The following is a 13,453-nucleotide window of genomic DNA, read 5'->3' as shown; positions in this document are numbered from 1 at the left end:
AACAAAGTTCCTTGTGTTTTTATTTTTAGGAACTGTTAAAGTAGATTGTTGAATTTTTTAATCAACTATATGGCAGTTTAGATTAACAAGGAATGATATAATTAAATGGATAAATTTAGTAAACCAATTAAATGATTGAATAGAATTAAAAGGTAATTCCTTTTTTAAACCAGATTATTGAGGAGGGTATTTTAATGGCAATTAAGCTCTGTCCCATGTGTGGTAATGAAAATAAGTGCTCAAGTGGGAAGACTTGTTGGTGTAATGATGAGTATTTTCCAAGAGAGATATTTAATCAGATATCATCAGAAGAGGTAAGAAAATCTTGTATATGTAAGTCGTGTTTAGATAAGTACAAAGAGGATAATAGAATAGAAGACTTAAAACCTTCTGATATCGGACCAATGGTCTTTGGTCGAAAGAATGCACCTAAACAGGACGATGAAGTATGTTACTGCTATGAGAAGTTTAAAGATCAACTTAAACCAGGAACAGTAACTAAGTGTTTCAAAGAGAAATGTGCTAATTACCTAAGATGCACAGAAGAACGTAATAATAATAGGAAATGTTAATAATGGAATTTGAACATGTACAACAAGACTCAATGGAAGACACTCCAATTACTTGTACCATTAACAAAAATAACTAATTACAAAGTTTAAAGTATAAAGTATTTGTAAAATTTAAGGACATTTTTTAATTCTAATCACTATTTGTAGAATACCTATCCATTATAGGGGATAGGCTTTTTCCTGTGTCTACTATAAGGCGATAATATCAGTTAAAACAGACTTTTTTTAGTAAGTAAAAATTAACGTTTTAGTTTAACAGATTTTATTTTTAAGAGAGTTGATACGATGTTAGTTGGGTATTCAAAAAAGTGAAAGGGTATGGAGGTAGAATATGATTAACATCAAAAATATTAAGGAGGATTGGGGAGCTGTTCAAGAAGGCAGAAAAAACGAACATGCTATTTTGGTTGGTGTAATCCATTCACTAGGGGAGGTGATATCAGAAATGAATTGGATAGATAAAACCACATCAAGTTTTGATACTACTAAAAGGGTGATTATGTGATCATATCAAGCCAAACTTAAGCATTGTTTAGCGGCATAAAGTTTTATTAGTATAAGACAAAATTTTTATTGCGCTTGGGTAATTATTAAAGGATACTTATAAGAGGTTCACTATAACGAACGAAATACAAAGGGGAAAGAATATATGAAAAAGGGAATTTTATCTTTAGTAACTTTAGGTTTATTAGCTTCACCATTATCTTTTACAACTGCTCATGCAGAAGGAAACAACTATGAACTTCTAAAGAAAACTAGTAGAAACCATATAGAAAAGCCATTATTGGCAAGTTCAAATGATTTTCATACGTTTAATACTTTGAGTTTAAAATCAAATAATCATTTTAATATAAAACCATCTAGTACTCTATCAAGCTACAGTACTAGTGAACCAGACGAGTTGGATGAGATGGAAGAAAATGATGATTTTGTCACAGCAAACAACTTACCACTAGGAGCTATAATGTATGGTCAGTTAGCTCCTAGATACGATCTAGATTATTACAAAATCGTCATACCTACTGATGGAGAAATTCTTTTAGGTGGAGCAGCTCTAGGGCCGGGAAATATCGAATTAGCAATGGGTGTGTATCAAAAAGATTATGTTGAAGATAGCCGATTAGTATATGAGGGTTATGACTATGATGAAGAAACTGGTGTTGAAGAACAATACTACCAAGCTAAGGCAGGTACATATTATGTAGGTGTATTAGATTATGACAATACTGATTATGATGATAATACAGAAGATGATTATTATGGAATCTACACACTATTCAATGACAATGTAGCACCAACTAAACCATCTATAAACAAAGTTGATAACAATGATGTAGTTGTAACTGGAAAGGCCGAAGCCAATTCTACTGTAACAGTTAAAAATGGTAGTACGGTATTAGGAACTCCTACAAAAGCAACATCAACTGGAACTTATTCGGTTAAGGTTCCTGTACAAAAAGCTGGAGTTACTTTAAGTGTTTATGCTAAAGATTCAACTGGTAATATTAGTGTGGCTGGAACAACAAAAGTTGTAGACGTAATTGCACCTGCAAAACCAATTGTTAACAGAGTTGATAATAACGATGTAGTGGTAAAAGGTAAAGCTGAAGCTGGTTCTACTATTGCGATTAAAAGAGGGACAACAACACTAGCGACTGTAAAAGCTACAACTACTGGAACATTTTCAGCGAAAATCGCAGTTCAAGCGGCTGGTACAAAATTAACGGTAACTGCTAAAGATGCTGCAGGAAATACAAGCGTAGCAACTACTGTAACTGTCGTTGATGTAATTCCTCCAGGCAAACCAACAATTAATAAAGTAGACGATAATGATTTAAAAGTTACTGGAAAAGCTGAAAAAGGTTCAATTGTGACGGTTAAGAAAGGTACTACGGTATTAGGATCTGCAACAACTAACTCTAGTGGAGTTTATTCAGTTAGTATCAAAGCACAGAAAAAAGGAACAGTTATTTCTGTAACTGCAAAAGATAAAGCAGGAAATACTAGTGCTGCTGCAACATATACAGTTGTAAAACATTAATATTTAGATGGGAGCCAAGGATTTATTCCTTGGCCCTTTGAATGTATAGTAGGGCAGTAAAAAAACACAAGGAAATTAATCTCCTTGTGTTTTTTAGAATTAATTTGCTTTATATTCAGCAGCTTTTAAAAGTAAATCAACTATGTGTACGACTTCTACATGTTCTGATTGATTCTCTCGATCTACACCTAGCTTCATTTGTAATAAGCATCCAGGGTTAGCAGTTACAATTGTAGTAGCTTGCGTTTTTGTTGCTTGCTTCATCTTATAATCTAGTATTTGCATCGACATTTCGGATTCGACGATATTATAAATACCAGCTGAGCCACAGCAACGATCTGCATCTTTCATTTCGTGATAGTATACATTTTGAATTGACTTCAGTAATGTTCTTGGAGCAGAGGCGGTTTTCATAACATTTCTTAAATGGCATGAATCCTGATACGTAATAATTTGTTCTGGTAAACTTAATTTTACTTTATTATGAAACTCAACTTCTACTAGAATTTCTGATATATCTTTTAGTTTATTTTTAAACGCTAGAGCTCGATCTTTCCAATTTGGATCGTCTTTTAGAAGATGATCATAGTCAATTAAGAAACCACCACATCCACCTGCGTTTGTAATGATATAATCTACTCCGAGATTTTCGAAGGCCTCGATGTTTTTCTTTGCCATATCTTTCGCAATCGACTTTTCACCACTATGACCATGTAATGCACCACAACAAGCTTGGTCTTTTGGAATGACAATTTCACAACCAGCTAATTGTAAAAGCTTCATCGTTGCATTGTTTGTTTCTAAGAACATTGTATCCATTAAACATCCAGAGAAAAATGCAACTTTTTTTACTTTTTCTTTTAATGGTGGCAAATAGTCAGGGCGTGACTTCATTTGTTTCATAGTTGGGACCTTTGGTAAAACCTTTTCCATTGCAGATAAATTGTTTGGGATCAACTTCATAATTCCAGCTTTTCTTGCTACGACTTGAAGGCCTGTTCGTTGATATAAACCTAATAAACCAACTGCAAGTCTCATACGTTTTTGATGCGGGAAAAGTTCTTTAAATACGACTTTACGAACAGCTCGTGCAGTAAGTGAATGTTTTTTGTGTTGAGCAATAATATCTCTAGCTTCTTCTAGTAGATGACCATATTTCACACCTGAAGGGCAAACAGGCTCACATGCACGACATCCAAGACAAAGTTCAAGTGTACGTTCCACATCTTCATCCGGTTCAATTAATCCATCCGTTACGGCTTTCATTAAAGCGATGCGACCACGTGGTGAGTGTGATTCTTTTTGACCTGATTCAATATAAGTTGGACAGCTCGGTAAACAAAAACCGCATCGCATACAGTTTAAAAGCTCGTCTTCGTTCATACGCTCTTTAAATTGTTGAGCGATAGCTTGTTGTTCTTGAAGTGTTGTCATTTTGACACCACCATTCTTTTACGACTGTCTTTTGCAAAGACCTTACCTGGATTCATAATATGATTCGGATCTAAAGCTGATTTGACAGCAAGCATTGCGTTAATGCCTTCTTTACCAAGTTTTAATTCAAGGTAAGGAGCTTTTACGATTCCAACACCGTGTTCACCTGTTATCGTGCCACCTAGTTCAATTGCTTTTTCAAATATCTCTGCAAATGCCATTTCTACGCGTTCCATTTCTTCGTGATCACGAGCATCGGTAGGACAAGTAGGGTGTAAATTTCCATCGCCTGCATGGCCGAATGTACAAATTTTTACATTATGTTTTTCAGCAATCACATTAATGGCAGAGACCATTTCAGCAATTTTAGAACGAGGGACAGTTGCATCCTCTAAAATTGTTGTTGGTCTTAATTGTGCAAGAGCTGAAAGAGCAGAGCGTCTAGCCGTACGTAATGCTACTGCTTCTTCTTCGGACTTAGCTACGCTTACTGAAGTACATTTTTCTTGCTGGCAAATTGATTTTATTAATTCGATATCTCTGTCTACAACTTCACTTGGACCATCTTGTTCAATTAATAAAACAGCTTTTACATCGGTTGGTAGCCCAATCTGCGCAAAGTTTTCTACTACTTCTAAAGTAGGTTGATCCATAAATTCAAGGGAAGTAGGAATAATTTTATTAGCGATAATTTTAGAAACAGTTTTGGCTGCATCTTCCAAGCTATCATATAATGCAAGCATTGTTTTTTTCGTTTCTGGCATTGGAATAAGCTTTAATGTAGCCTCTGTAATAATACCTAAAGTTCCTTCAGAACCAACAAATAAACGAGTAAAATCATATCCTGCAACATCTTTTGCTAGCTTTCCACCCGTTCGAATAATGTCTCCGTTTGCTAATACGATTTCAAGTGCGATGACATAATCGCGTGTTACACCATATTTTAATCCGCGTAAGCCACCTGAATTTTCATTAATATTTCCACCTATTGTAGAAATTTTCATTGAGCTTGGATCTGGTGGATAAAATAAACCTTTTTCTTCGATTGTATTGATCATATCAAGAGTAATTACGCCTGGCTGAACTGTAATTGTTAAGTTTTCTTCATCTATCTCGAGAATATTGTTTAAGTGTTTAAATAAGATAACGATACCGCCATCTGTTGGACAAGTACCACCGCATAAATTCGTTCCAGAGCCCCTAGGAACGATCGGAATATGGTTTTCGTTACAGATTTTAACGATTTCGGATACTTCTTTAGTAGAACGAGGACTAATGACTGCATCCGGAAGAGCTTGCAAATTTGGTGTAGCATCGTAAGAATATACGAGTCTCTCCACTTTTGAATCATCATAATTTTCTTTTCCAACAATTGCTATAAAACTTTGTGCAATGTCATTTGTAATCATAAATAAATTCCCCCCATTATCTTAATTCAAGTATAAAGAGTTAATAGATGAATTTACTATAGAGGAACATACAGAAAAAACACCATTTATCGGTGTTTTTTTGTAGAATCATCTAGTAGGTATGTTCCAATATACAATTTAACTAAATCTTGGATATCTTTCGGATTCAATTTCGTTAATTCAGTAATTTTACCTAGGCGATACAGAAGTGTATTTATATGAATATGTAAAGATTGTGCGGTATTTTTAAGAGATTGATTTTGATTTAAATACTCTTTAATTGTAATAAATAAATCCTCTTCACTTAATAAAGGTGAAATTGTCCGTTCTATAAATGTTTTCTTAATCTCTTGTGAAAGTTCCTGCAGTATTAAATCAATTGTTAAATCTTCATCAAAAATAATTGAACTTGTTTTAAATGCAACTTTTAATGCTCGATCCGCTTGATGATATGATTGGTGTAATTGTTTTGGAGTGATTTGTTGCCCAACGCCTGCAGCAATAGGTGAGTTTAATCGTTTTTTTATGATCTCATATAAATCATGTATTCTTTGTAGTTTATGAATATCTTTATTCATATCGTCAACTTTCATCAAAAATACAATTCGATTATTGCCCCAACGAACAAATACATCATCTTTATTTTGATTCGCTAAATCAATTATTAGTTGTCTTGTATCGATTGGGACCTTATTCGTATTTTCCCATTCAAAAATAATAACCTGCCTATTATAATTTAAATCAATATTTAGCATAGTAGAACGTTCATAAAAATAATCATCCCACTCAATATCTTGAATCCAATCAAATACAAATGCTTCTAACGTTCTTTGTTGCAAATCAATTTGATCTGTATAATAGTTTTCTCTAATTAGTAATTCTGTCATCCTACGAAGCATTTCTCCAAAAGGGGAAATCTGATCGGGATTTCCTGTAATGCCAATTACTCCGACTATTTCATTTTGAAAATAAATAGGAAGATTAATTCCAGCCTTCACACCATTTAAACGATTTTCATCATCAGATGTGATCGTAAACGTTTTTCTTTCATTAATTGCAATTAATGAGCCTTCATGAAATGTACCAGTTCGTGCTGGGTCTGTACTTGCTATAATGATGCCATCTGTATTAATAATAATGATATCTTCTTGTATTAACTTTCTAACTTCATTAATGATCTTTAATGCCAACTCATCAAGTACCATGTCAAACTCCCTCAAAATTGTTACTACTAGTATAATGTAAAATGTCTTATTTCTACTATATAGTCTTAAAGTAGTTTATGAAAAAGTGAAAAAAGTTATGAACTTAGCTTGAATGGGCTAAAAATAGGATATGTATTAAAAAAGTGGTAAAGTGTTAAGAGCAGGAAGTAGGAAAATAGTACATACATAGTGTTAGATAAAGGAGCAAAAGATGAACAATTATAAATTAGTCATTCAATATGATGGGGGCCGATATAAAGGCTGGCAAAGGCTTGGTAATGGTGAAAATACAATTCAAGGTAAAATCGAGAATGTAATTTCAGAAATGGTAGGAAGAGAAATTGAAATTATTGGAAGTAGTCGAACGGATGCAGGGGTACACGCATTTGAACAGGTTGCTAATTTTAAAATAAAAGAGAACATGCCTGAAATAGAAATTAAAAGTTATTTAAATCGTTATTTACCTAAAGATATTAGTATAAAGGAAGTTTCGATTGAATCTGACCGTTTCCATTCAAGATACAATACTAGTGCAAAAACGTATATATATAAAATTTGGAATGAGGAATATACGAATCCATTTATGCGCAAATATAGTATGCATGTAGAAGAGAAACTAGATCTTAAAAAAATGAAGGCTGCAGCCAAGTACTTTTTAGGTGAACATGATTTTACAGCATTCTCGAATGCCAAATCTAAAAAGAAGTCGATGGTACGAGAAATCTACTCGATTGATTTTGAAAAGATAGACGGATTTATTCAAATAAGAATAAGCGGAAATGGTTTCCTATACAATATGGTAAGAAAGGTCGTAGGAACATTAATTGAAGTTGGTGCAGGTAGATTACATGCTGAAAATATATCGAAAATAATTGAATTAAAGGATCGTGCTCAAGTGAGTAATCTTGCAGATCCAGGCGGGTTGTACTTGGAGAAGATAGAATTTAAGTCATAATTTTATAAAAAAAAAGCATTGGAATTTATGGGTTCCAATGCTTTTTTTTACTTTAGTTCGTTATCATTTTCTTTGTTATCAACTACCAAACAAGCTCTTTCTTTAAATAAAATCATAAGGAAAAATCCAATAAGCATTAAAATTAGTATGAAAAAAACTGAATGATTCCACGTTGACTGCTCACCTTTAATTAGCTGCATCGCTCCGATTATAATTACAGCTCCTAAATTCCCTGCCATTAAAAGTAATCCGGTAGCTTCACCGGAAACTTTTTCACCAACTAGCTCTTCCGTAGCAGACAATAATAAAGCAAAGGCTGGTAAAAATATGAATCCAAGGACACTGCCTATTACAATTAGAAAAGTAAAATTCCCTGAAGTACAAACAGGATAGATTAATAGTAGGGAGCCGATTATAGTGACTAATAAGAAGGGCTTTCTTTTACCAACTTTATCTGAAAACATCGGGATAACAATTGAACCAATAATACCTCCGACTATTAAAGTGCCTCCTATCATTCCGGCTTGTTCTGACGAAATTCCGTACGGTTTTAAGATTTGTTCAAGCCAGGATGTTAGTCCATTAAAGACTCCTAAGCCTAGAAAGGAAACAATGTTTAGTAGTAAAAGATTCTTGTTTTTCAATAATTTAAATGTAGTACTAAAACTTCCTGTAGTACTGGAATTTCGATTGAAATCTGAATTATGATGACCGATGAAGTAAAAGACGAGTGTTGCAAGAATTGTTAAAATTGCCATGATGACTAATGTGGGTTGGAATCCAAAAAGATCTACAAGAAGCGGTGTCCCTGCTAAGGCTACTGCCATCCCGACGAACATTCCGACTGTACCAATGCCAGTGGCAGTAGCTTGTTTATTTTTCGGAAACCAGTCTACTACTAAACTTGAAATTGCATTTAAAATATAAGGTTGACCAATCGCAATGCCTACTTGACCAATTAGTAAAAATGAGAAGCTTGAATCAAAAATTCTAATAGTAGAAAAAACGGACATGAAAATGCCACCTAGTAAAATACTAAATCGATATCCATCTCGATCAATTACTTTACCTGAATGAATAGAAAATACGATATAAATTAATGGAAATACAATTAATAACCAATTAATATCTGACTCTGAAACTTCATAATGCGATTTTAAATATGAAATTAGAGGTGCAAAATTTAACCAAAGCATTTGACTAATTCCTGCAAGTACACCAAACGACAGTAAGACATACCAGTTTGATGAGAATGGCTTAATAACTTTAGTGGATGTCATTCTAACACTTCCCTAATTTATATTCTAAAAACAGCGACTTAATAGAATATATGTTAATTCGCTAATTAATAACTACTTGTTCACAAAATTGAAGAAGTAATTTTAACTATTTTCTCAAATGAATAACCCTCTAAAAGTAGTTTACGGATCTTCTACCTTAGAGGGTTATTAAATTAACTATTTATTACTTAATAAGTAATCTATTGCTTTTTTTAGACGATTTAATCCTTCAATAATTTTAGATTTAGGACATCCAATATTCATACGGATAAATCCTTTCCCAGCCTCACCATATGTCTCTCCGGGCATGATGGCTACTTTTGCGTGATGAACAAGTGCATGTTGTAATTGTTCGCTAGAAAAAGGTAGCCCGGAAATATCAATCCATGCAAGGTATGTTGATTCTGGCACTGTAAATTTAAGATTTGGAAGATGTTCGTTAATAAAATTTTCTACTGTTTTTAAATTATCATGAATATATTCGGCCAATTCATCAACCCACTCTTCACAAGTTTTGTAGGATTCAGTTGTTGCTAACGTTCCAAAAATACTTGCGGATGAAAGGCCATCTCGATTTTTCAATGATAAAAGAAAGGCATGTTTTATCGTTTCGTTAGGTAAAATCATATATGATCCACCTAGTCCAGGAGTGTTAAACGTTTTACTCGCGGAAGTGCATATACACACATTCTTCAAGTCACTGCTAGTGTTTATAATCGGACTATGGGAATAAGGGTCATGTACAATATCCATATGAATTTCATCTGAAATAATAAATACATTATGTTTATTACATAAGCCTACAATTATTTCTAATTCATGTTTAGTCCAAACACGACCAGTAGGGTTATGCGGGCTACACAGTAGAAGAACCTTGGCACGCTCGTGAGATAGTTTTTGTTCTAAATCTTCAAAGTTGATTCGGTACTTACCATTTTCGTAGATTAATTGATTGTCAGAAATGAAGCGATTGTTATCTTGAATGACTTTAAAGAAAGCATCATACGCCGGAGTTTGGATAACGACATGATCACCAACATTTGTTAAGTATTCGATTAGTTTCGAAATTGAATAAATGACACTTGGGCTATAGACAATCCAATCCTCTTCTAATTCACAAGAGAATCGATTATGAAACCAATCTATAATTGATTCTTTAAATTCAGTATGATTCCATCGCGTATAGCCAAATATACCGTGTTTCATTCGCTTTTCTAACGCATGTATTATTTCCTCTGGACTTTGAAAGTCAGTATCTGAAATCGAGAATGGTAGTAAATCTGGCACTCCAAATCGATCTTCAATATAGTCCCACTGTGTACAATAAGTACCGGTCCGATCAACGATCTGATCAAATTTGTATTTCATTTCGTACAACCCCAATTTATTTAAGATGATAATTTTTCTAATTGTGTTTTAAGAATACCAACTTGTGGACCTATAACGACTTGTAAATTATGTTCGTCTAATTTTACAACGCCAAGTGCACCACAATCCTTTAGAACTTTTTCATTAACTATATTCATATTATCTACAACAAGTCTTAATCTTGTAATGCAGTTATCTAATGATTGAATGTTCTCTTTGCCACCTAAAGCAGTAAGAATTTTTAATGCTTGGGCATTTGTGCCTTTCACCAATGGTGCCTCACTTTGTTGATCATCAATTTTTTCTTCTCTACCAGGAGTTTTTAAATTAAATTTCAAAATTGCATATCTGAAAACTGAATAGTATACGGTAAACCAAATTGCTCCTACTACAGGTACAAGATACCATTTTGTTTTTACTCCTTGTAAAACGCCAAAGATAATAAAGTCTAATATTCCACCATCTGTATTACCAATTGTTAAATGTAATAGAGCCATTACCATAAAACCTAGTCCCGTTAAAATAACGTGGATGAAATATAAAGGTGGAGAAACGAACAAGAATAAGAATTCGATTGGCTCAGTGATACCGGTTACAAAAGTTGCAATAACACCAGAAATTAATAGCCCCTTAATTTTATTACGATTTTCTGGACGGGCAGTATGATAAATCGCAAGCGCTACTGCTGGTAAACCAAACATGAATGTAGGCATTTTTCCTTGAGATAAGAAAGCTGTTGCTGATGGACTGATCGGAGCACCGGCTTTTAATTGTGCATAGAAAATATTTAGAGCTCCTGAAACCGTTTGACCGTTAACGACTTCAGTACCACCAGCTTCTGTGAAACGAATCATTGCAACTAAAATATGGTGAAGACCGAATGGCAGTAGTAAACGTTCACCGGCACCGAATAAAAATGGTCCGAAAACGCCAGATTTTTGAATTAAACTTCCGATTCCTGTAATGGCAATTGCGAAAATTGGCCAGATCATCGGAATGATGATCCCAACAACTGATAATGCAAGTGTCGTTATGATTGGAACAAAGCGGGCACCACCAAAAAATGCAAATGCATCTGGAAGTTTAATACTATAAAAGCGGTTATGTAATAAATAGACAATTATACCGGCGATGATTCCGCCTAATACGCCCATTTCAATTGTTTGAATGCCCATAACCATACCTTGACCAGCTTGGCGCATTTTATCTGCCGCTACTAATTGATTTGTTTCTGTTAAATAAAAATTAATTGATAAGTGCATAATGACGTAGCCAACAAATCCAGAGAAAGCAGCGACACCTTTTTCATATCGTACAAGTCCAAACGGAATTGCCATTGCAAATAAAACGGGTAAATATGAAAATGCAAATCCACCAATAGTGGACATAAAGCTAAAAATAACTTGGAGTACGGAGTTTCCTAAAAATGGGAATGTCTCAATAGTTGTCGGACTAGTAAATGAGCTGCCGATCCCTAATATAAGACCCATAAAGGCTAATAATGCTACAGGCACCATAAAGGTTTTACCTAGCCCTTGAAAAAATTCCCAAAATTGTGATTTAACGGACTTCTTCTTTGCCATGTTTTTAGCTCCCTCGTTTTTTATTATGTATTAAGAATACTCACGGTAAAATTGTTTAACAACCGTTTGAGGCGTTTATGTAAGCGTGTACATTTTTTGTATATTGCTTACTTTCAGTAGATTAATAAGTTCATAAATAAAAAGAGTCAGTAGTGGTCTGGTAATAGACGACTTCTGTCTCTTTTGAATAACTAACATATTTTCATTTCGTTTAAATAGGCAATAATAATGAAATCTAGTACCATACTTAATGGAAACCTTGAAGTCATATCAAGCTCACCAAAGTATGTGCTTGTAATATAAGCTTGAAGAGATAAACTTACCTCTTTTTGTAAACGGTTTGAGTGGCTTCCAGTTATTGCGATCGTTTTAACGTTCCTATTCTTTAATATGTGGGCAAATTCTAACATATGTAAAGTCTCCCCACTATATGAAACTAGTATGGCCAAATCATTTTCTGTTAAACTATTTGCAGCACTACGTAGCTCGTCCCAATCAGTTCTCGCATTACATAACTTTCCAGCAAACATGAGTTTCCTAGAAGCGTCGACACAAGCGGGAAGTGAGTTACCAACTCCGAATATTTCAACATGTGTACTTTCATTTAGATAATTAGCAGCTAGCTTAATCTTTTCTTCATCAATATATTCCAATGTTTTTTCCATTTCTTCTTTCATTCTCTCAATATGCGTATTAAGGAGATAGGAGGTAGAGGAAACTGGACTTTGAACTTTATTTGTTTCCATTGAAAGAGTATATTTTAAATCTTGAAACCCACGAAAGCCTAATTGCTGGCATGTTCTACTAATTGTTGCTGTAGATACATAAAGCTCTTTTGATAATTCATCAAGATTCAGCTTCGTAATATAATCCGTATTTTGTAAAATATAATCCAATACTTGTTTTTCAAGCTGGCTAAGTTTTTCTCTATTTTGTGATAACCGTTTTAATAGTATTTGCATAAAATTTCACCTACTTTTAGAGAACTAAATATACCTTATTATATAGTAAATATTCTGAATGAAAAGAAATATAGATTGAGGAGTAAGATGAGAGATATCTCAAGTGAGGAAGTGTAGTAGAGACATGTAAAAAAAAGGAAATGAAACCTATTAATGAAGGGTTCATTTCCTTTTTTTTATTTATAAATTAAAATTCACCAGTACCGTGATTAAACATCCAATGAATGCCGAATTTATCTGTTAGGCTACCATAAGCCTTACTCCAAAATGTTTCTTGAAGTTCCATTTCTACCTTACCGCCATCACTTAATTTAGTAAAGACAGATCTAAGTTCTTCTAAATCCTCACTTAAAAAAGATAAATGAATATTATTACCTTGGTTAAAAGGGAAACCAGGGAAAGTATCAGAGAACATAACGTTGCTACCGCTAATGTTCAGTCTAGTATGCATAACTAAATTTTTCGCTTCTTCAGGTAGTGGATATTCTGGATTTGGGGGTGCTTCACCGAAAGTCATAATTTTTGGTGTTTCTGTGTTAAATACAGCCGCATAGAATTCAACTGCTTCACGTGTATTACCATTAAAATTTAAATAAACATCGATTGGCATTTTTTTCACTCCTAATGTTATGTATTAAGACTCT

General features: G+C 33.8%; 12 protein-coding genes. 4 read left to right on the top strand and 8 right to left on the bottom strand.

Annotated features, from left to right (window positions below):
* Positions 1-194 precede the first annotated feature (194 nt).
* From CN946_RS11910 to CN946_RS11905, 3 genes are all read left to right on the top strand, one after another.
* Entirely contained in the window at positions 195-572 is a 378-nt protein-coding gene (locus CN946_RS11910; RefSeq protein WP_098861310.1) for a cysteine-rich CWC family protein, read from the top strand.
* 331 nt (positions 573-903) lie between these two features.
* On the top strand, positions 904-1,077 hold the full coding sequence (locus CN946_RS23475) for a hypothetical protein (protein WP_176547308.1): 174 nt from the start codon (positions 904-906) through the stop codon (positions 1,075-1,077).
* A gap of 144 nt (positions 1,078-1,221) precedes the next feature.
* Complete coding sequence (locus CN946_RS11905; protein ID WP_098861309.1) at positions 1,222-2,613, top strand: Ig-like domain-containing protein; 1,392 nt, start codon at positions 1,222-1,224, stop codon at positions 2,611-2,613.
* A gap of 99 nt (positions 2,614-2,712) precedes the next feature.
* Here the strand turns inward: CN946_RS11905 and CN946_RS11900 are convergent, their stop codons facing one another.
* The 3 genes from CN946_RS11900 to CN946_RS11890 all read right to left on the bottom strand — a co-directional run bounded on the left by CN946_RS11900 (position 2,713) and on the right by CN946_RS11890 (position 6,661).
* Complete coding sequence (locus CN946_RS11900) at positions 2,713-4,047, bottom strand: (Fe-S)-binding protein (RefSeq protein ID WP_098861308.1); 1,335 nt, start codon at positions 4,045-4,047, stop codon at positions 2,713-2,715.
* A complete protein-coding gene (gene glcD, locus CN946_RS11895; protein ID WP_098861307.1) occupies positions 4,044-5,456 on the bottom strand; it encodes a glycolate oxidase subunit GlcD in 1,413 nt (470 codons plus the stop codon). The genes CN946_RS11900 and glcD overlap by 4 nt, the downstream gene beginning before the upstream one ends.
* 86 nt (positions 5,457-5,542) lie before the next feature.
* A complete protein-coding gene (locus CN946_RS11890) occupies positions 5,543-6,661 on the bottom strand; it encodes a CdaR family transcriptional regulator (RefSeq protein ID WP_098861306.1) in 1,119 nt (372 codons plus the stop codon).
* 211 nt (positions 6,662-6,872) lie between these two features.
* Here CN946_RS11890 and truA point away from each other — a divergent pair, with 211 nt between their 5' ends.
* On the top strand, positions 6,873-7,616 hold the full coding sequence (gene truA, locus CN946_RS11885) for a tRNA pseudouridine(38-40) synthase TruA (protein WP_098861305.1): 744 nt from the start codon (positions 6,873-6,875) through the stop codon (positions 7,614-7,616).
* Positions 7,617-7,663: 47 nt separating this feature from the next.
* Here the strand turns inward: truA and CN946_RS11880 are convergent, their stop codons facing one another.
* The 5 genes from CN946_RS11880 to CN946_RS11860 all read right to left on the bottom strand — a co-directional run bounded on the left by CN946_RS11880 (position 7,664) and on the right by CN946_RS11860 (position 13,419).
* On the bottom strand, positions 7,664-8,896 hold the full coding sequence (locus CN946_RS11880; RefSeq protein WP_098861304.1) for an MFS transporter: 1,233 nt from the start codon (positions 8,894-8,896) through the stop codon (positions 7,664-7,666).
* Positions 8,897-9,073: 177 nt separating this feature from the next.
* Positions 9,074-10,264, bottom strand: coding sequence for a MalY/PatB family protein (locus CN946_RS11875; protein ID WP_098861303.1), 1,191 nt, complete (start codon positions 10,262-10,264; stop codon positions 9,074-9,076).
* Positions 10,265-10,284: 20 nt separating this feature from the next.
* Positions 10,285-11,847: a maltose/glucose-specific PTS transporter subunit IIBC gene (malX, locus tag CN946_RS11870; RefSeq protein WP_098861302.1), complete on the bottom strand. Its 1,563-nt coding sequence runs from the start codon at positions 11,845-11,847 to the stop codon at positions 10,285-10,287.
* 191 nt (positions 11,848-12,038) lie between these two features.
* A complete protein-coding gene (locus tag CN946_RS11865; RefSeq protein ID WP_098861301.1) occupies positions 12,039-12,809 on the bottom strand; it encodes a MurR/RpiR family transcriptional regulator in 771 nt (256 codons plus the stop codon).
* 187 nt (positions 12,810-12,996) lie between these two features.
* Positions 12,997-13,419, bottom strand: coding sequence for a VOC family protein (locus CN946_RS11860; RefSeq protein ID WP_097978269.1), 423 nt, complete (start codon positions 13,417-13,419; stop codon positions 12,997-12,999).
* Positions 13,420-13,453 lie beyond the last annotated feature (34 nt).

The sequence above is a fragment of the Bacillus sp. AFS053548 genome (assembly GCF_002575105.1).
Classification (GTDB): domain Bacteria; phylum Bacillota; class Bacilli; order Bacillales; family Bacillaceae_G; genus Gottfriedia.
Note: the sequence above shows the minus strand (reverse complement) of the source record. Positions and strands in the feature narration are given on the sequence as shown.